Raw genomic sequence first — 20,684 nt, 5'->3', positions numbered from 1 at the left:
TGTACGACTTTTCCCCGTGGAACCCAAAAAATGAGTACACAAGTAGACTGAATATAGAAGAACGATAGACATGCAGCAAGACGAAAACGCTTCTCATACATCTACGCCACGACCCGAGCGCGAGAAAACGCTGGTTGCCCTCTCCTCGGTAGGGGCCGCCATCGGTCTGACAGGCTTTAAGCTTATTGTCGGTCTGATGACGGGGAGCCTGGGCATTCTGGCGGAGGCTGCACATTCAGGACTGGACCTGGTTGCGGCCTTGATGACGCTCTTCGCTGTACGTATCGCCTCCCAGCCCGCCGACGAGGATCATCACTATGGGCATGGGAAGGTAGAGAACCTCTCCGCCTTTATAGAGGCACTTCTGCTTATTGGGACCGCGCTCTGGATTATTTACGAGGCGGCTGGCCGCTTGCTTTTCCAGCAGGGGCATATCGATGTGAGCATCTGGGCCTTTCTCGTTATGCTGACCTCGATTGTCGTAGATATCACACGCGCACGCGCCCTCATGCAGGCGGCGCGCAAGCATGGTAGCCAGGCACTTGAGGCCGACGCCTTACACTTCAGCACCGACATCTGGAGTTCAGCAGTGGTGGTGATCGGGCTGGGAATCGTCGCGCTGGCGAACTACCTGCACCTGCCAGGCTGGCTAGGCCAGGCCGATGCCGTCGCGGCCCTGGGCGTCTCTGGCATCGTGATCTGGGTCAGCACGCGCCTGATACGTGAGACCCTTGACGCCCTGCTCGATAAGGCCCCAGGCGAGTTAGCACCCAAACTACAGAGACAACTGCGCGCCCTGCCCAACGTCATTGAGGTACGCCGCACCCGCATTCGCCGCGCAGGCAATAAGCATTTTATGGATATTGTGATTGCAGCCCCGCGTACGCTGCCCTTCGAACAGACGCACGTCTTGAGCGAGGTGATTGAGGAACAGGCCATCGAAGCGACGCGCGACACCTCGCCACAGAGCGAATATGATGTCATCGTGCATATCGAGCCTATTGCATCGCCGAATGAAAGTGTGGCAGACCAGATCCGCTACCTGGCCGAACTTCAGGGAATTCACGCTCATAATATCCATGTGCGCAAGGTCAATGGCGAGCTCGAAGTCGACCTGGATGTAGAGGTACAGGCAGATATGACGTTGCGCGAGGCCCATACCAAGGCCTCCCACTTTGAGCGGATAGTTATGGAGCATAACGCGCTCCTCCGCCGCGTCACCACGCATATCGAGGCTCCCGACAACACTATTGCCTACCGCCAGGAGGTCACGCACGCGAACCGGTCGCTGCAAACAGACATCACGCGCATCGCCGATAGCATTGTGGGTCCGGGCCGAACACACGAGGTACGTCTCTACCAGAGCCAGAGGGTCGCGCCCCACACGCCTATGCAAGAGACGCAGAGCGGCGGCACAGCGACTCTAACGCTGGCGCCACCCGAGGCACTGGATGTCACATTGCATCTTACCTGCGAGGCACACACTGCGCTCAGCCAGGTCCACACCTGGGCCGAAGAGACCAAGCGTGCGCTACGCCGTGCGCATCCCTACCTGGACACCGTGACGATCCACACCGAACCCCCCGAAGAATAAGAGAGAAGCAAAGGAGGAGCCGGGTGTCGCCCGACACCCGGCTCCTCCTTTGCTTTGTGACTTGTTTCTGAAGTTGTGGGCAATAAAAAACCGACTATATTCTAGTCGGAGTATTTGATGCGGGGTAAGATGGCGGAGGAGGCGGGATTCGAACCCGCGAAGGCTCATCACCTTACACGATTTCCAGTCGTGCTCACTAGACCACTATGAGACTCCTCCAGGATAAGCGGAGAGGGCGGGATTCGAACCCGCGAGGGCTATTAACCCTACCGCTTTTCGAGAGCGGCACATTCGACCACTCTGACACCTCTCCGCCACGCAGTATAACACATCTTCCCTGCCTTGACAAGCACTTTTAGAGCGGATTTATTCTTCGTTTAACTCGCCTTGCTCATACAACCAACGAGCAAATTGGATATGACAATCTTCAGCCATGCGCTGGCGCATCTCCGTATTCTCATATAAATGCTCACGCATCCTGATGAGCTTTATGGCTTCATCCCAGAGGAAGCCCTGCTCTAACAAGGCATGCAGGAGGACCTGCTCACGCGCAATCTCCCTCGCCGAGACCTCAGGGTCCATCGCTGGTGAATGCCTAAGCCCCTCGTGAGGCTGTTCATAAAAATCACCACCCATTGATGGATCATGTGAATTCGACATATGCATTTTCTCCTTGTTATATTGCTTTCTTCTTTTTAACCTGGTGTGCAAGTCTTTCCTGCCGCCGTAGGCGGCAAAAGGGGGAAGAATTTGGGGACACCCCAAACCCCGCCAGGGGCGCTACCCCTGGACCCCGCTCTCATCAAGGTGCTACTCTAGCTTTCCTTATCGGCATTCTACACCTAACTTTATAGTCCCTAGAGAGGGATATGGCTTAGGGACTTTTGTTGCCCAAACCAGGGACTAGAGTCAATGTCCCTCTGCCACTCATCGCTACTACACTTTATGTACCAAGAGCAGAAGAAGGAGAGCGCAGAAAGAGATTATTTCTGCTGAAAGGAGTGGCAATAAGCCCATGCAGGCAACGGCTACCTTGAGTGAAATCTGGGAAAGATACCAGGAACATAAAAGCTCAGAACTCCGGAATGAATTGATTACTATGTACGCGCCTCTCGTACGTCTCGCGGTTGGTCGCTTAGGCATCCCTCCAACCAGTATCATGGATAGCGAGGATCTCATCGGCTATGGCATGATCGGCCTCATCAGCGCGATTGACCGCTATGATCCATCACGAGGAGTGCGCTTTGAGGCTTTTGCTACTCCTCGCATTCGTGGAGCCGTGATTGACCAGATCCGCCAACTGAACTGGCTTCCTCGTTCATCCGTTTCACGTATCCGCCAGATCGAACGGACTCACGCCGAGCTGGAACAGCAACTGGGACGGCCCGCGACCGAGGCAGAGGCCGCTAAGGCACTGGATGTCAGCGTGGAACGCTATCGACAGATGCTCACGGAGATGAGCGTCTCGGTGCTTTCACTGGATGCCCCGCTGGGATCAAGCATTCAGGAAGATGAGAGCGCCTCTCTGGGTGATATGCTAGAGGATGAGAGTCAGCAAGATCCCGGTGAAGCAGTTGAACGCGAAGAGTTAATTCAGGCCCTTTCTACAGCCCTCCAGCATCTCCCGCCACGTGAACAGCTCTTGCTCTCCCTCTACTACAAGGAAGAGCTAACCATGAAGGAAATCAGTCGTATAATGAATGTATCGGAGTCTCGCGTCTGTCAGCTACGTATGCAGGCCCTTGTACGGCTCCGCTCGACCTTGGGCGCCTATCAAACGGGCGAAACAGCTCCCAGCAAGGACCAAGGGAAAGCAAAGAGCGAGGGCGAAACGCAGCCCGTATATGCCTACCACCATTCGGGTGGGAAACATCATATGGAGACGACGCGCACACACTAAAAAGGGTAGGCGTGAGCGTCATATTCACAAACAGTAATTCTCGTAGCGACCCGAGTTTCCACCGTTTTTTCTCCTAATGAAGGCGTCTGGGTTGTCGATAACAATGTGTAGATAAAGACACCCCGAGGGGGTTAGCGGTATAATGAGAGTACCCTCTCAGTAACGCGACGGAGAGAATATTATGAATGCTCGTTTTGAGCATGAATATGTAGAGCACAAACGGCTTGAAAATCGGGTCATATCCTATACGACATGGGAGGCACCTGTCCATGAAGCTTTTCCATGCCACCCACAGCAGATAATCTTTCATACGGCCCCAAACCGTGCAGTCGTTCTCTATAACCTGCCCACCTATGAAGAAGGGGTTCAAAGACGCACTGAGCGCATTCTAGAACTTCAGGCACAAGTTCAGAATGGTACCTACATCGTAGAGAGCATGGTTGTAGCAGAATGTATACTGAGAAATGAAACTTATCTCGTGTAAGTTTATATCGATGAGCAGATTGTGCGAACGATACCCATTGTCTACGGGCCTTGCGTTTGAAACTGGCAATGGTAAGGGCACATCGTGACTTGCCATTTTACTAATGCGGCGCCCTCACGCACACGCATTGAGAAGCCTCGCAGCGCAGGGACGCCTGGAATTTGCTTCTGATGAAGGGAGCTATGCATGCTTGTATTGCGACGAAAAGTTGGCGAAAGTATAGTGCTTGCTGGTGTAATTAACATTTCGGTGCTGGCTGTTGAAGGCGAGCGCGTCAAAATTGGGATTAGCGCCCCTCCAGATGTTAGCATCGTGCGCGAGGAGCTGCTACGATCTGTGCCCGAGACACCCGTACAGAATTCTTCCCCCCTACAGCAACGCTAGCTCTATTACGTGGACCGCATACACAAGGAGGAGGTAGTGCAGAAGAAAACTCTTCTACACTACCTCCTTTTTCTTTTTACTAGTCCGCATGACTTCTCGCGCCCGCGGCGCTCGCAAGGATAAATGCTATGCTGCGCCCTGGCAGCCTCCGGCTGCCAGGGCGCAGCATAGCATTTATCCTTACTTGCAATCCAAACTTGTCATATGTAGACGCGTACTTTAGTAGCGTCGGGCCTCCACGTGGCCATTGGCCTGCTCAAGGGTGGTTTCAGGCCCCTTCTGCGCGCCAGCCATCTCCTGGATAAAGGCTTCGGTCATGTCGCGGGCGATGTCGTCTGAGTACTGGACTGATGGTGACTTCATCAGGTAGGCGCTGGGTGCCTCCAGTGTGCCGCTGATGCCATTATCCATGGCAAGCTTCACCAGGCGCACGGCATCAATGACAACGCCTGCGGAGTTGGGCGAATCCCAGACCTCAAGCTTGAGTTCGACGTTCAAGGGCACATCGCCAAAGGTTCGACCCTCCAGGCGAATATAGGCCCATTTGCGGTCGCTAAGCCAGGCTACATAATCGGAAGGACCGATATGCACATTGTCTCCTCCCAGCTCATAGTCAAGCTGGCTGGTGACTGCGTTGGTCTTGCTCTCCTTCTTGGACTCCAGGCGCTCGCGCTCCAGCATGTTATAGAAATCGGTGTTACCGCCGACATTGAGCTGCATAGTGCGCTCAAGCTTGACACCACGCTCACGGAAGAGGCGCGCTAGCTTACGATGCACAATGGTGGCACCAACCTGGCTCTTGATATCATCGCCAATAATCGGCACTCCGGCCTCTTTGAAACGCTGCTGCCAGTACTCCTCGCGGGCGATAAACACTGGAATGCAGTTGACCATACCCACACCTGCCTGCAAGATCTGCTCAACATACCACTTGGTTGCTGTCTCAGAGCCTACCGGCAGATAGTTAATGACCACATCGGTCTTGGTATCCTGAAGAATTTGCGCGATATTATCAGTTGAACCAGGCGCCTTTGTGATCACTTTGGACAAATATTTTCCCAGGCCATCATGCGTCATACCCCGGTACACTTTGGCGTTGAGGTAGGGGACATCCGCGAAACGATAGGTGTTATTGGGTTCCTGGTAGATGGCCTCGCTCAGGTCCTTGCCAACCTTGTTGGTATCGATATCAAAGGCCGCGGTAAACTCAATATCTCGGATATGATAACCACCCAGGTTGACATGCATCAAGCCCGGGATAAAATCATCTTCTTTGGCATTCTGGTAATATTGGACGCCTTGCACCAGGGAACTGGCACAGTTTCCAACACCAATGATGGCAACGCGCACTTTGCGATTATCCGCCATGTACTCACTCCTTCATAATGTATACTCTGAAACGCCCTCTTCTTTATGGTAAAGAGCAAGAAAAAAACCTTGAACAGCAACCTTTCAGGCAAGAAGGTCACCATTAAGAGAGAACATTTTTCGTGAGAAATTTTATTCCCAATAATAGGGAAATTAATTACCCATTCCGATTTCTGGCGGATATACCCAAAAAGTTGTAGGGTCCATGCTGGCATGGACTCATAACCTGACACATGCAGGATGCACACCATATAGGGTCGCATTTCGCATAGCAAGGCTTTGAGTCCATGCCAGCATGGACCCTACAATTGCTATTGTTGGAAGAAGGCCAGGGTTGCGCGCACGCCCTCCTCAAAGGAGACCTCTGGCTTCCAACCCAGGATGCGCTCAGCCTTGCCGCAGTTAAATTGCGATTTATAGAGGTCACCAGGACGCTTGGGAGCGCGCACAATCTCTGGTTCATAGCCAGTAACCGCGGCTAGCGTCTTATAAATACCGTTGACCGAGACCGCCTCACCCGTGCCGATACAAAAAATCTCGTTATCGCCACGCGTAAGGGCCTGCACATTGGCGCGAGCCACATCGGCCACATAGACATAATCTTTACTCTGCTCGCCATCCCAATCGATGCGCACAGGTTGGTGCGTTAAGAAGCGCCTGGCAAAAATAGCGATGACGCCCGCCTCACCATTCGGGTCCTGGCGTGGACCATAGACGTTGCCATAACGCAGAGCGGTATACGTCAGGCCATTGGCCTCATGCCAGTAACGCAGATAGTGCTCAGCGACCATTTTGGTGATGCCGTAGGGCGACTCTGGACGCTGCATTACATCCTCGTCAACAGGCAAACGCGTAGGCGTGCCATAGGTCGCACCCGAGGAGGCAAAGATAATCTTACGCGTTCCTACGCGGGTACAGTTATTCAGGATAGAAAGTAAACCAAAGACATTCACGTGCGCATCGAGTTTGGGGTCCTTTGTGGAAACGGCTACGCTGTGCTGGGCGGCCTGGTGACACACCACCTCGGGCTTTACTGCATCAAAAATATGGGCCAGGGACTCTTCATCGGTAATATCGGCGCGAAATAATTGTGCCTGTGGATTGAGGTTTGCCAGGTTGCCACCCCCATGCGACCAGAGATTATCGACCACGGCCACCTCGTGGCCCGCGACAATATAGTGATCAACAATATGTGAACCAATAAAACCAGCTCCACCCGTGACCAGTATCCTCATGTTGTTAAACCTTTCTGACAAATATCGCTCTAAGGCACAGTTCAACCGCACCGCCGGAGAGAGGGGATAATGTAGAACATCATGCTTGTATACAAGACATGTTTCAGGTTATTATAGTCACTGGAGCGGCTTTATTTCAACATCCCTACAACCATACGCTTTGGAGTTCATGCTTACTTGTCAGAACTGGATAGATCGTCAAACCAGTTTCCTGCTGTAAACGGCTCAGGGCGGCCTCATTGCGGGGGTCAGCCATCGCGACCGTCAAGACATCGTCTTCACAGCCAAGGGGATAACACTGAAGCTCTTGCGCCAATTGCTTGCTTACCAGGTTCCGCACCTGCACTGGGAGGTTGCCTGGAAGCGAGGAAAGATAGGGAACACCCATACGTTGAGCCAGGCGAGCAAGGTCATCAGGTCCAGATGGAGAGGAGAGGGCCTCATGTGGATGCAGAAGTTGCCGTTGATAGAACTGAAAGGAACGCGATGCCTGTCGGAGTTCACGTAAAGCCAGTTGCACTAGTTGTCCGCTTCGTTGTGGTGCATCTGGCAAGGTCCTCAGGCTGCTTTGCATCACCATGGGACCCTCACCCGTGTCCAACTCCTGCTCATGCACCTGCCAGAGCAGCGCCTGCCACAGGCGCTCCTGGACGATGCGCGCGCCCTCCAGCCTGGCCCCAGGCAGTAGAAAGTAGCAGCTTTCCCCTAACACAAAGACCTGGTCTGTCTTGCGCACAAACGCACGCACACGCTCCACGAGCACACGCGTGCCATTAGCAGCTTGCTCGGCTTGCTCAAACTCAAACGTAAACGAGACCAGCGCCAGTTCCCTCTGTTCACGCTGCCAGAACGCCAGTACCGCATCCTCCAACTCGTGTAACGCCCCAAGATCTACATATGCATATGCATTCATAGATGGCGGGTATACTAGTCTGGACGCCCCCTGCTCGCGCATGCTATAACTCCTCTACCTCTGAATTCTTGCATGGATACATGCCGACATAAGCATACCGCAAGAGGCTGGACATCGAACAGCGAAACAGGTTGTATTTGCGTTAAAAGTTTTCCCTGTTGGTTAAGATCAGTATATTCACTCTGGTTTACCCGCGGGTACGTTCTGATACCGCAGCAGGCTCAAGGCGCGCTGTAAGGAGACTGCCTGCATGATTAAGAAATCATTTCTTTGTAACAATTGGAGGAGCACCAGGGCCTGAACATGCTTACGCGCGGGAAGTGTCTCAACCACTTTAGGAAAGGTCTCCTCTAACATGTTGATTGCTACCTGCAAAAAGCTTATGAGGTCTCTATCCAGGTGCTGCAACGTATCAGGGGCCAGGCCACTCTGGCCCAGGATGGATAGAAAAACAGGTTGGCGTATATACACGTCGAGCCAGTCCTTCATAGGTATTACCAGGTCATGCCCAGCCCGCCGAGACAGAGCCGTAGCCTTCTCAGACTGGGAACGAGCAAGCGTCTGCTGTCCCTGCTGGGGCTCCGGCAAACGCTCAACTTGATCGAGCATCATCGTAAGAATAGTATTCAGCATATGAGCCCAGGGCAACAGGCGTACGCATTGCCCTTCAATCTCGCGCAAACGTTGCCAGCACTGATAGCGAAGCGCGAAAAGCTCAACACTCTCGCGTGTCTCCCCCACCTGGCTGCTCTGGGCCACCGCTGCTGGCATTCGCAATTGCGCTAATGCTGGTATATGATGCTGATAGAGGGCCTGCATCGTAACGAGGAGATGATAGACACACAACTGCAAGGTCTGAAGACTACTCCCCTGTTCAGTAGTGTACGCACAGTACACCTGTAAGGGGGAGAGCAAGGTTTGTACTAAGCGTTGAACAGTTTCAACCTTAAATTGCCCATTTGCCATCGAGGATGATACTTCCTGCTGCCCCATCTCCACCTCCACATCCTATTTTTACTAATACCATTACTACTATTGTACTTGATACAGCTTACATCTGTCACGCCTTTCTCTTCTCAAAAAACAGAGTTGCACCAAAGTCATCCATTTCAGCTCGCAAGCTCGCCGAGGGTAGGAGGGAAGGGCATGTGGCACGAGCGAATCCCGTGCCACATGCCCTTCCCTCCTACCCCTGAGCGCCGCAGGCGCGAAAGTAGAAGCGAAGAAGACTTGACACAGTGCATTTGGCGTATCACAATGAGGAGTGCAAACCGCTTGCGACGGAAGAATTCGTACGCGAACAGCTTCATCGCTTACGTTAGTATTAGTAGGCTTGCTAATGCTGCCTACCGGGCAGAGCGGCACCTGTTCATAGAAGAAATTAATAGCAGAAGTAGCAAAGAATTTTGAAGAATAACATGCAACCACCCATTCATTCAGCACCACCCTCAACCCACTCACTGCTGCATGTAGACCAGCTAGCACAAGATGTGGCTCCCGTCGATAACGGCGTGGACATGTCGCCAGAGCAGGCTGCACGAGCCGTCGAACGCGCACGCTTGCGCCAGGGCGTGATGCATGTGCGTATTCGTAATTTCTATTGCACGCTCGAAGAGATCTTCGATCCAACCTTACGCGGTTTGAGCTTTGTCATCGGGACCGGGAACGGACGCCCCAATGAACCCGGGCGTGTCATTGATGCCTCGCCGGCAGCCGTACGCCTGGGCATTATTCCCGGTATGCCGCTACGACGCGCGCACCGGATCGCTCCCCGAACGCGTTTCTTGCCTGCCTCCAATGAACGCTACCAGCCCTATTTACAAAAGTTACGCGAGCGCTACCGCGCCTATTCGCGCATCATTGAATCCCTCCCCCTGGCCGACGTCTTTATCGACCTGCGCGGATGCGAACTGGCGTTTGATTCGCCTGTGACCCTGGGCGAGCGCCTCTGCGCTGAAATCGCTGAGATGGGCCTTACCGCACAGATTGGTATCGCCAATGGCAAGGCCATCGCCGAACTGGCGGCACTTATGAGCCGGCGCGATGGACGCCAGGGCGTACTCTATATTCCACCCGGGCGTGAGGCATCGTTCGTCCAGACGCTCTCGCTCTCGATGCTGCTCCAACTGCGCTCAGCGGGAACCGGCATTCCCGGCGCACTCCCCGAATTAGCAGAAACAAATGAGACCAGCCGCGCCCACACACCCGACATCGAGGGGAAAAGCGAGCAGGCCGATCCCATCGCGGTCGCCGAGATGCTTGCGCACCTGCGTGACTTTGGCATTACGACCTTTGCCCAGATCGCCACTTTGACTGAAGATGGGCTTGCACGCCGCCTGGGACGCCTGGGTGGCTGGCTCTACCATGTCGCGCAAGGAGAAGATATCAGTCTGGTTATTCCCGATGTGCCACCCCTCAGCCAAAATGCCCGCATCCGCTTCCATCATGCTGCAGATGCCGATGAAGCCTGTGCCGCGGCGCGCAAGCTCGCCAATTATCTCAGTGATCGTCTGCGCGAGCAACGCCTCAAGGGGCAGTCGATTGCCCTGATACTCTGGCCCTATCGACCCCAGAAGCGTGAGACTCGCAAGCTGGTTATGGGGGACGATGGCGAAGAAATGGCCGTCACGACAGCCGAGGAGTCCGTAGGGGGGCAAATGCTCCTCTCGCGCCATACCGATGACGCCGATGTCATTGCTCACCACAGCCTGATGCTCTTCGCTCACTATCACCGGGAGGGGCATCGCTACCTCCAGGTGCAATTGCGCATCGGGGACATCATCTCAGCACTCCCCACCTACTATCCACCAGCCGTCCGTGGACGCGGACGCCCCACGCGTAAACTCTCGCGCTAAATTGCCCAACGCTGCTAAAGCCCGCGCTTACATATAATGGTACGGGAATTCGCGCCATTATATGTAAGCGCGGGCTTTAGCAGCGCCGTCTATATACGCCCGCCCTGCCCTCATGCCAGACCAAAAGCCATGATTTGAAACATGCAGGTAAACTGATACGTTATAGTTATGGCAAGGAATATCCATACGTGCATACGTACAAAGAAGAGAGATGTGTGCCACAAGTGAACGATGATGCAGAGAAACAATCTGCCTCTGAGCAGAACTCATTCGAAGCCAGTACGCAACAAGTAATTCCAGATCAGATTGAGGAGAGTAATCTAACAACTCTCGATCAGCAGGGAGAAGAGAAAGAGGCTGATACCAGTTCTCCAACTGCGTATGCAAACACACCTCTGCCCCTCCCCAGCACGCCTCTACCTACTACGGTGGCTCTAGCAGAGGCAATGCAAACCCATATAGTGGAGGAGCCACAGGAGACCAGTGAGAGCGTCAGTAGCCCAGGTGAGCATATCAAAGAAGATATCTCTGCTTCGCCCGAAACACCACAGCCAATGACTGAGGAAGCTGCAACAACTGAGATGATACCTGAAAGTCCTTCCGCCTCTAAAGAAGATACTTCAGAAGATACTTCCAATGTTACAGAGAAGGCAGCAACCACATCTGGGGAGCCTGTAGCCGCCGCTGCCACCACTCCATTGTCACCTCTTAAGCCACAGGTATGGGCAGCGAGGCTTCACCTATCGATATTTCAGGCCCTGACCCGGCATCAGAAGCTCTCCTTGGGCCTGCGTCTCTTGCTGGTCTTCAGCATCCTCGCCCCCCTGGCTGGCGGAATCGTTTATGGCCTCAGTGGCCTCTCGACATACAATGCCCTGCGTGCACACGCCAACCAGGGCATTCAGCATCTGCAAAACGTCAAGAACCTGCTTTCAGGTTCGACCTCGCAGAATCCCGCTCAGAAGACGCCCAACCTGCTCAATCCGCAGCGAATCCAGCAGGCGCAGGAGGAGATCAATGCCGCACGCATGGACTTTACCTCGGCCCAACACATTCTCAATGACTCATCGCTGGTTCACCTGGTAGAGGCAAACTTCTCATCCTATCAGCAACAAATTGTTGCCGCACGCCAGGCGCTACACATCGGCATTGAGGCGACCTATGTCGGCAATGATGCCCTGACACTTGTCAGCAAGCTCGCGCCCAAATTGCATACGCCACTCCTGGGAAACACCAAAGATCCGCTCTTTACCTCTACAGATATTACGCAAATTCAGCAGACGCTCAACCAGGTTCAACCGCGCATCGACCGTATCGCGACAGAGGCACAACAATTACAGATCAGCGCGCTCCCCCTAAGCGATAAGCAACGCGCCCAGGCCCAGCAATACCTACAAATGCTCCCTCAATTGAAGCAGGGCTTCTCGCTCCTTGAAAGCCTGGCAGGCGTTGCTAACTGGCTACTTGGCGTTAACACGCCACGGACCTTTCTCCTGCAAACGATGGATCGAGGCGAGTTACGCGCGACTGGCGGTTTCAATGGACAGTATGCCGAGGTAACCGTTACGGGTGGACGTGTCTCGCCTATTACACTGAAGGATATCGGTCTACTTGAGTATGCGCCAGATACCCCCACCAGCGGTCAGCCAGCACCCGAAGCCTATCGCTCCTGGTGGCCATTCGATAACTGGGGCATTCGCGACGCCAATCTCTCCGCGGACTTTCCCACCTCGGCGAAGATCATCACGAATTTGTACCATACCGAGGTCAAACGCGATATCGATGGCGTCATTATGTTCTCGCCTTTTATGATTCAGCGCGTACTCGCCGTCACGGGTCCCCTGACCATTAGCGAGTATAACGAGACCGTCACCTCGCAAAATCTAGAGGAACGCCTGCATTACTACCAGCTTGATAACGCGGGCATTCGGCGCAGCGAGCTTATCGAGCACGTTGAAGATCCTGCCCAGGCGCGTAAGCTCTTCACCAGTCGCGTCGAAAAAGCCCTGATGCAGCGCATCCAGAACGCACCTGTCAACGATCTCTTACAACTGGCAACCATGTTTCTCCATAGCCTGCAAACCAAGGATCTAGAGGTCTACCTGGGTAATCCACAGGCCCAGGCTCTTCTTAGTCGCTATGGCTATGCCGCCGAGGTCGACCGCGCCACAACCCACGATGGACTCTACATCGTGCAGGAAAACGTGAGTGCCAGCAAGGCCTCGCAATTTACACGCAGTATCTTTAAGGACACGGTGTCCCTCGACGCTCAAGGCGGGGCAACCCATGTCCTCCAGCTTCGCCTGGCCTATAACCAGATCAATTCTGTTTATGGGCTGGATACGCTACGCGATTATGTGCGCATCTATGTCCCCCCCACCGCTAAACTGCTGAGTGGCGATGGCTTCTATACCAACGATCCTCTCTGTGACGGAGGCTTTGGCACCTGCCCCAGAGACGGTATTTATTCCCAACAAGAGCTGATCTGTCCACCGGGACAATACGAGGCGGGAGCGAGCGCGCCTATGCTCAACGACCCCTATTATCACCAGTGGCATCCCTTAAACAAGATTGGCGAGCCATCCAGTTCTCAGAGTGATGAACCAGGGCGCGCGATGTTCGCAGGCTACCTCGTGGTGCCGAAAAACTGTACGCTGACGGCGACCGTCTCCTGGTACGTCCCCCCGATGGGAACGGCTCCCTACCAGCTTCTCATCCAGCGGCAGAGTGGCACCTTCCCCGAATGGGATCTCTCGCTCCTGCCACCCACGGGAAACTGCGCGAGCATCTCCTCAGCAGGCACCTACTTCAATGGCACGCTTACGCAGGATCAGAGCTTCCAGCTCAAGTCCCCACAGCAGGCCCTGGCACATGACAGCAATTGTTATCCTGGTCCAGGCGTGTAGAAGGGAATGTGGTGTGCTGGCAAGAGGCGAAGCCTGCCCCCAGCACATCACATTCTTTTGGAACATTTTGACGGGGCTTTTTTGCTATTGCCTCTCTGGAATGAATATGCTATCTTATACTGTACAAATAGCATGAGCTTGGTGCGATGGAACACCCTGAAATACTTTTCCTGTTTTGTAGCCACTCAACGTTTAAAATGTTTTACGGGAAGCTTGTGGAAGAGAAGTATCTATGGAACAGCCAGCGATCCTAACAATTATTCGATCTGACACACATTACCGCTTTCGTCTTGATCTTCCCGATGGCCAGGCGTCCATGGGACAGGAGATCAGCGTCGATCTGAGTCTGGAGACACGTGAACGACTTCGCCGTATGCTGCAAGCCGTCGCACAGTCTGCGCAGACGTCAGGTCTGGCTGAGGGGAAACGCTCCTCCAATACACTCCATGATGTGCAACTCGTTCTTGGTCGCTTCCTCTTCGATTCGCTTCTCCCGCCATCTTTACAAGAAGCGCTCCGCAATCTAACGACTCCGTTGCTTCTCAAAACCAATACCCCGGACATTCCCTGGGAATTACTTTTTGACCAGAGTCAGAAGCCAGGACGCTATCTCTGCCAATCTCTAAGCATTGGGCGTACCTCCCATACGTATCAGGAACGTGATCTTGCTCAACCTGGTGCATATGTAGAACGCCAGGCACGCAAACAGGGGAAACGCGAGAGCCAGCAAGCCTCTGTGCTCTTTCTGGTCAATCCTACGGGCGAATTTAGTGGCGCGGAAGAGGAGGTCGCGACCCTCTGCACCACACTTCCCGAGACGGTCTCGCGCAGTATTCTCTACCGCCAGCAGGCCAATCAATTGGAACTGCGTATGCGCGCCGCGACAGAGAATCCCCTGATCATCCACTACGCAGGCGCCCTACCGTTGATGAGTGGTCACGAACCAGTCCTGGCCCTGGCGGGCAATTCACGCCTGGATGCCGATACGATTGAACACCTTTCGCTCTCCCTCTCAAAGCGCCCCCTGATCTTTCTGAGCTATTACGAGGACGAGCGCCAGACACGCATCGGCACCAATGCTCTCAACCAGCAAGAACGCGATGAGCATACCGAGCGCCTGGCCAATCGCTTTTTGTCATCGGGTGCCGGTGCCGTTATTGCTATGCGTTGGCCGGTAAACCCCTTGCGTGCACGCGACTTTATGGCACTACTCTATCAGGATATTGCTGATGGCGTGACCCTGGGTGAGGCCCTGCGTCGCACACGCCAGGCCATCTCCCAGCAATATAGCAACGATACGACCTGGGCCTCCTTCCTCCTATATGGTGATCCCACACAACGCCTGGTCACGACTTCGCTCGCGACAAAGGATAGACCGCTGGAACCACAATTCGACGCATTGGATGATAGTCAGATTATGTCGCCAATCCTTCCGTCTGCTAGCACGCCGGATCGCCGCTTCCTGCGTGCCGTTCTCGAAATTGCCTTGAGCGAGGCTCGGCGTATGCATAAAGACTACCTGGGTACCCCCCATCTCTTTATCGCCCTGACCAAGCTCGATGGTGGCTGTACGCAGGATGCCTTGCGCACGCTCAACTTCTCACCCAAACAGGTACGCGATGTCATCCGCCTGGCTCTGGGTTCAGGCAAGGCGAGCATCGATACCCCCATCCTGCCTACCCGCCGGTGTAAAGAGATCTTGCAAACAGCCGAGCGCAACGCGGTCACGGCTGGCTCGTCCCTGGTCGATGAGCGTGCCATTGCGCAGGCCGTTCTAGGCGAGGGCGACGGTGTGACGCATGAGCTACTCACCAAACTGGGCATCAATCCTACACAGCTAGTTGAGTTGATTGTCCAGAGCGATGCCCATGCCCTGCTGGAACTTGTTCCCTCGGCGGGCGCCAATCCCGAGGCCGTGCCAGAGGAAATTCCCGGCGTACTGGGAGCGGATGGAGGCGCCAAGGGCGGCAACTCCGTGCTTGAGCGCCTGGGACGCGACTTGACGAAGCAGGCATCCAGCGATCAGTTGACGCCACTCATTGGGCGTGATAAAGAAATTCGCCTGCTCATGCAGACGCTGATGCTCAAGGATCGCAATAATCCCATCCTCATCGGCGATTCCGGCGTTGGCAAAACAACCATCGTGTATGGGCTGGCCCAACGCATTGTCGAAGGCCATGTTCCCGCCGAGCTACGCGGGAAACGACTCATCGAACTCTCAGCTAGTTCCCTGGTCGCTGGCACCAAGTATCGCGGCGAGTTTGAAGAGCGGCTGCTAAAGGTACTGGAAGAGGCGGAGACGAGCGGGAATATCATCCTGTTTATCGACGAGATGCATATGCTGATCGGCACCGGGCGCGCCGCCGACGGCAGTATCGATGCCGCAGGCATCCTCAAGCCAGCCCTGGCAGGTGGACGCTTGCGCTGTATTGGCGCCACCACGCCTCAAGAGTATCGCATGATTGAGAAGGATGCCGCGATGGAGCGCCGCCTGCGCCCCATCCTGGTCGAGGAGCCATCGCCAGAAGATGCGCTCACTATCCTCCAAGGTATGCGCTCCCTCTACGAGGAGCATCATCATACGAGCATTACCGATGAGGCTCTCCAGGCCGCGGTGCACCTCTCGGTCCAGTATCTGCCCAATCTGCGCCTGCCAGATAAAGCCTGTAGCGTGCTCGACGAGGCCTGCTCACAGGCCCGCATCTTCTGGATGGAGCAAAAGCAGCAAGACGAAGTCGATGATCTCGAAGATAATGGCGGCGACTTTCAAGCCATGCCTGTTATTACCGCACCCATGATTGCGGAGGTTATCTCTTATCGCACCGGTATCCCTGTGCAGGCCCCTGGACGCGAGGAACGCGACCGCTTACTGAGCCTGGATACGCGCCTCAAAGAGCGCGTCATTGGCCAGGATGAGGCAGTGAATCGCGTGACACAGGCCATCCAGGTCGCACGTGCTGGCCTGAAGCCACGCCATCGCCCGGCTGGCGTCTTCCTCTTCCTGGGTCCCACCGGCGTCGGCAAGACAGAGTTGGCACGCGCCCTGGCCGCCGAGGTCTTTGGCTCCGATGATCACCTGATTCGCGTCGATATGTCGGAGTATATGGAGAAACACGCGGTCTCGCGCATGATTGGGGCTCCTCCAGGATATGTCGGCTACGACCAGGAGGGGCAACTAACCGGCAAGCTACGCCGTCGCCCCCATTGTGTTGTCCTACTTGACGAGGTAGAGAAGGCCCATCCCGAGGTCTTTGATCTGTTCCTCCAGGTCTTTGACGCGGGACGCCTGACGGACGCCCAGGGCCATACCGTCGACGCCCAGCACGCCATCTGGATCATGACTTCTAACGTCGGAACGGATATGCTGGGACGCTCTATGCCCAGTGGCTTCCGCGCGCACTCACGCGAAAATAACGAGCAGATGCAACGCGAACAGCTTATGGAACGGCTACGTCAAACTTTCCGTCCCGAGTTTCTCAACCGCATCGATGACGTGGTCATCTTCCATCCGCTGGATAAGAGCCAGGCTCGCGCCATCACAGGGCTGCAAATGAACGAACTGGCCGCACGCCTGCTTGAGCAGGGGCTGATCCTGCACGCGGACGAGAGCGCCATCGATCTCCTCTGCAAGGAGGGCTTCAGCCAGACCCAGGGAGCGCGCCCCCTGCGCCGCGTGATTGAAAAGCTGCTTACTGTTCCGCTCAGCTTGCGCATCCTGCTGGCGAACCTTCCCCAGAACTGCGAGGTTCACGTTAAAGCCATCGATGATAAGCTCGACATAGAGATGCGCGAGCCATCCTCACACCTTGCCGAACCCGACGCCAGCGAAATCGAGGCGGACGCAGAACTGACATCATAGTTGAAATGGTGGAGGCTGGCGGCCGCAGGTTGCCAGCCTCCACCATTTCAACTATCGCCGCACTTTGCTAGTATATGTACCAGGAGCAAGCAAAAAAATGGAGAGGCGACCGAAATTTCAGTCGCCTCTCCCTGGGTCACAAAGGGAAACCATGTCGCTCTGTCTCACGGAGCCAGACGTTTGGAAGGATAAAATCTGGAGTGGTGGCGATGATGAATGTAAAATTTGTCTGGAGCAAGACAACGCACATGTACAGGCGGCTCAACAGAGTGTAAGAGGAGCCTGGCTCAACTCTCTATCCCTGGAGCAACGCTTTCAACAGTGTGCGGGCCATAGCTCAACAGATCAGGCTGGCACCCCATTCATCACTGCTCACCACTATCTATAGTATACCTATCCCCACTTCCATCGCCCTTTGTTTCCTGTTTGCCTTCTTGCAAAAATGCCTTTACAAGCAAAAGCGGCTTAAGAAGCCTTCTCACCTGACTTCTTCTACTATGTCTTAGCACGAAAACGCGCCCCCAAAGCCCTTTCTTCTCTATGTCTTATGTAAGAAAAGGGGTATGTTCAAATGGGGTAAGGGGTATGGAAATGGGAGGTGCGCGGATGCGCACCTCCCATTTCCATACCCCTTACTTGTGAGCGCCGCAGACGCGAATTTGTGATATGATAGGGAGCGGATTGAGAAGCATACTTCCCAGAAGACATAAACGCTTCTGTTCTCTACAATATACCAATGCCGCGAGGAGGTCTTCCATTTTATGAAAGCCGTTAAAACACACGTGGGTCGCTGCGATACCTGTGGCGAGCCTGCCGCCTATGCCCAGCTCCTCTCAGGAGGTCGCCGCTTCCTCTTCTGTGAGGAACACGTCCCGCCCCTGGTCAAGAAACAGGCCGAGGCCGCAAGCAAGCAAGAGGGAACCACGAAATAAGGAAGCGCTCCTGCTGAGCCTGCATCCTATCCCACAGCTCTCGTTTTTAGGCCATGGGTAGCTGGACCGTAAATGTCGACCCTTCTCCTGGGATCCCGCTGCTCGTAATCCAGATTTTCCCGCCCATGGCTTCTATCAACCGCCTGGAGATATATAAGCCCAGCCCCGATCCCCGCACTGGACTATTCACATCCCCCTCTAAACGGTAGAAACGCTGAAAGACAAGCTCCTGATCCTCTGGCGCGATCCCCTTCCCTCTATCAGTCACATCGATACGCACCACAGCCCCTGACGCCTGATAGGCCGAGGCAGAAAGGTAAAGTGGTGTCCCTGGTTCCGAATATTTTAATGCATTGACGCACACGTTGAGCAAGACCTGGCGCAAGCGCATTGGATCAGCCTGCACCGAGAGATCATCGGCCACCTGTACATGCAATTCCCGCTTCTCCCTGGTGAGATTCGGTTCAATCATCAGGATTACGCTCTCAAAAGCCTCAGAGACAGAGACGCGCTTGAGCAAGGCTGGTCGAATAATTACATCCCGTTCCAGGCGGCTCGCATCCATGACGTTCGATAAAAGCATAGTCAGTTCATCGCATCCACGACGCGCCTTCTCCAGGAAATCCGCACGCTCCTCAGGAGGCAGCACATCACCATATTGCACAATAAGCTCAATATAGCCCTGAACGGCGGTCAAGGGAGTACGTAGTTCGTGAGAAGCTGTCATCATAAACTGGTCCTTCATCTGGTCCAGTTCTTGCAGACGCCGATGTGCATTACGCAAGCGCTCATACAGGCGGGCATTAGTGAAGGCCACCGCGGCCTGCTCACTAAAATCCTGGGCGTGTGGCAAATCAAAGACGGAGAAAGCGCGTCGCTGACGCCCAGCCGACTGCCTTCGAGCGAAGACCAGCAAACCAATCGGCTCCCCCTCTGCCATCATCGGCACCAGGATGGCGGAGTTCACGCCGCATTGCCAGAGTGCATTGCGCAATACCCCTTTCTGCGCACTACCGCAAGCCGCCTTGTCTGGGGGGCTGACATCCGAACGAGTAGGCGATAGTTTACAAACGGAGACGGCATCGGCTCTCTCCAGGTGCACTAACCGGGCTTGGAGATCAAAAAAGGTCTGCCCATCTGGCTCATGCACACTCAGCTCGGGCCAGGTAGTGGAGGGAGCCACTCTCTCCTGCTCTTTATCCCAACAGGTTAAAGGCACAAGTTTCTCACGCTTCTCATCAGGCAAATAAAAGATCGTGTAGTCAGCGTCGAGGGCATGCCCGCCTTCATCACAAATCAACTGGTTCATTTCTCCCAGCTCGATGGCGGCCGCGTTCAACCGTGTCGCGATATTTGCCAGAGCCTGGGCGAAGACCTGTCGCTCATGTGCTTCCTCATACAAGCGGGCATATTCTAGAAAGGTTGCCAACTGCTCAGCATAGAGGCGCAAAAGCGAGGCTTCACTCATGCTCAAAGCGCTACCCGAGCAGCGCGCAACCCCAAGCGCCCCTAGCTTCTTGCCATGATAGAGCAGGGGGAAAAAGGTGATCAGCGAGACGTGTTGCTCGTGCATCCAGGTATCAAATTGAGCCACCCCTTGTATATGCCAGTTAATCGTTGTTTCCTCGCCTGCCTGACAAATGGAAGTAAGCTTATTTGGCTCGCGCGAACGCCAGCTAAGTAGGGTTGAGGTAGAGGAGACAGCATGAACAAGTAGCGATTGTGCAGAAGATGCGCCTTCCCCTGGTTCCTCCAGTGTCAGTAGCACGACAGCATCATACCCTAAAATAGTCGAGATCTGGCGTGCCGCCTCTTCATACAGACGCGCCCTGTCTAACACATCTACCAGAGGATTCACCAGCATGCGCAACAGATTAATTTCATTTTGTTGCTGCTTATGGGAACGCCAGAAGGTCTGATTCTGCCTTAGGGTAACCAGTGAGCGTGCCAGCGCCAGGGCCGAAAGGAGGCTCACCAGGAAGAGTAAAAGGCCCGTCCACACATCGCTGGTCGCCATCTCTCGATACACAAGCAATCCAAGTAGCAGCACAATACACAGGTAGAGCAGGATGCTTAGCACCACACTCCACCCTATTGTGCCGCCAGTATAGAAGGCCAGGCGCATTCTTTTATTCAGTATTCGCTCGTTTTTATGCTGTCCCATACCAATCCTACCCATTGAGCCAGACACGCTCCACACTCATCATTGAGGGGTGATGCAACACTCCTACCACCTTTTCGTTATACCTTGCGA

14 protein-coding genes and 2 tRNA genes are annotated in these 20,684 nt (G+C 54.5%); 8 read left to right on the top strand and 8 right to left on the bottom strand.

The genetic code is table 11. From position 1 onward, the window contains the following. Positions 1 to 70: 70 nt before the first annotated feature. Positions 71 to 1,594 (top strand): cation diffusion facilitator family transporter, encoded by a 1,524-nt coding sequence (locus JMJ04_RS13040; protein WP_201370908.1) that lies wholly within the window; start codon positions 71 to 73, stop codon positions 1,592 to 1,594. A gap of 130 nt (positions 1,595 to 1,724) precedes the next feature. On the opposite strand, the gene JMJ04_RS13035 is transcribed toward JMJ04_RS13040, so the two are convergent. From JMJ04_RS13035 to JMJ04_RS13025, 3 genes are all read right to left on the bottom strand, one after another. Beyond that, positions 1,725 to 1,813, bottom strand: a tRNA-Ser gene (locus JMJ04_RS13035). 8 nt (positions 1,814 to 1,821) lie between these two features. Next, positions 1,822 to 1,907 (bottom strand) — tRNA-Ser (locus JMJ04_RS13030). 53 nt (positions 1,908 to 1,960) lie between these two features. After that, entirely contained in the window at positions 1,961 to 2,254 is a 294-nt protein-coding gene (locus JMJ04_RS13025) for a hypothetical protein (RefSeq protein WP_201370907.1), read from the bottom strand. 355 nt (positions 2,255 to 2,609) lie between these two features. Here JMJ04_RS13025 and JMJ04_RS13020 point away from each other — a divergent pair, with 355 nt between their 5' ends. Both JMJ04_RS13020 and JMJ04_RS13015 read left to right on the top strand, forming a co-directional pair. After that, entirely contained in the window at positions 2,610 to 3,494 is an 885-nt protein-coding gene (locus tag JMJ04_RS13020; RefSeq protein WP_201370906.1) for a sigma-70 family RNA polymerase sigma factor, read from the top strand. A gap of 670 nt (positions 3,495 to 4,164) precedes the next feature. Next, positions 4,165 to 4,362: a carbon storage regulator gene (locus JMJ04_RS13015; RefSeq protein WP_007907581.1), complete on the top strand. Its 198-nt coding sequence runs from the start codon at positions 4,165 to 4,167 to the stop codon at positions 4,360 to 4,362. A gap of 219 nt (positions 4,363 to 4,581) precedes the next feature. Here JMJ04_RS13015 and JMJ04_RS13010 read toward each other — a convergent pair whose 3' ends face one another. The 4 genes from JMJ04_RS13010 to JMJ04_RS12995 form a co-directional block, all read right to left on the bottom strand. Beyond that, on the bottom strand, positions 4,582 to 5,730 hold the full coding sequence (locus tag JMJ04_RS13010; protein ID WP_201370905.1) for an inositol-3-phosphate synthase: 1,149 nt from the start codon (positions 5,728 to 5,730) through the stop codon (positions 4,582 to 4,584). A 311-nt stretch (positions 5,731 to 6,041) separates the two neighbouring features. Next, positions 6,042 to 6,965, bottom strand: coding sequence for a GDP-mannose 4,6-dehydratase (locus JMJ04_RS13005; RefSeq protein ID WP_201370904.1), 924 nt, complete (start codon positions 6,963 to 6,965; stop codon positions 6,042 to 6,044). Between the two features lie 145 nt (positions 6,966 to 7,110). Continuing rightward, positions 7,111 to 7,920 (bottom strand): GspE/PulE/PilB domain-containing protein, encoded by an 810-nt coding sequence (locus JMJ04_RS13000; RefSeq protein ID WP_201370903.1) that lies wholly within the window; start codon positions 7,918 to 7,920, stop codon positions 7,111 to 7,113. A 135-nt stretch (positions 7,921 to 8,055) separates the two neighbouring features. Next, complete coding sequence (locus JMJ04_RS12995) at positions 8,056 to 8,871, bottom strand: hypothetical protein (protein WP_201370902.1); 816 nt, start codon at positions 8,869 to 8,871, stop codon at positions 8,056 to 8,058. A 425-nt stretch (positions 8,872 to 9,296) separates the two neighbouring features. Between JMJ04_RS12995 and JMJ04_RS12990 the strand changes: the two genes are divergently transcribed. The 5 genes from JMJ04_RS12990 (at position 9,297) to JMJ04_RS12970 (ending at position 18,430) form a co-directional block, all read left to right on the top strand. Then, positions 9,297 to 10,733 carry a DNA polymerase Y family protein gene (locus JMJ04_RS12990; protein WP_201370901.1) on the top strand — a complete coding sequence of 479 codons (1,437 nt, stop codon included), beginning with the start codon at positions 9,297 to 9,299 and terminating at the stop codon, positions 10,731 to 10,733. Positions 10,734 to 10,948: 215 nt separating this feature from the next. Then, a complete protein-coding gene (locus JMJ04_RS12985) occupies positions 10,949 to 13,639 on the top strand; it encodes a DUF4012 domain-containing protein (RefSeq protein ID WP_201370900.1) in 2,691 nt (896 codons plus the stop codon). Positions 13,640 to 13,871: 232 nt separating this feature from the next. Next, positions 13,872 to 17,498, top strand: a complete 3,627-nt coding sequence (locus JMJ04_RS12980) for an AAA family ATPase (protein ID WP_201370899.1) — start codon at positions 13,872 to 13,874, stop codon at positions 17,496 to 17,498. 151 nt (positions 17,499 to 17,649) lie between these two features. Then, a complete protein-coding gene (locus tag JMJ04_RS12975; protein WP_236038004.1) occupies positions 17,650 to 17,886 on the top strand; it encodes a hypothetical protein in 237 nt (78 codons plus the stop codon). Positions 17,887 to 18,259: 373 nt separating this feature from the next. Further along, on the top strand, positions 18,260 to 18,430 hold the full coding sequence (locus JMJ04_RS12970) for a hypothetical protein (protein ID WP_201370897.1): 171 nt from the start codon (positions 18,260 to 18,262) through the stop codon (positions 18,428 to 18,430). Between the two features lie 46 nt (positions 18,431 to 18,476). On the opposite strand, the gene JMJ04_RS12965 is transcribed toward JMJ04_RS12970, so the two are convergent. Beyond that, positions 18,477 to 20,594 (bottom strand): GAF domain-containing sensor histidine kinase, encoded by a 2,118-nt coding sequence (locus tag JMJ04_RS12965; RefSeq protein ID WP_201370896.1) that lies wholly within the window; start codon positions 20,592 to 20,594, stop codon positions 18,477 to 18,479. Positions 20,595 to 20,684 lie beyond the last annotated feature (90 nt).

This window comes from Ktedonobacter robiniae (assembly GCF_016587375.1).
Classification (GTDB): domain Bacteria; phylum Chloroflexota; class Ktedonobacteria; order Ktedonobacterales; family Ktedonobacteraceae; genus Ktedonobacter; species Ktedonobacter robiniae.
This window is presented reverse-complemented; position numbering and strand designations above follow the sequence as displayed.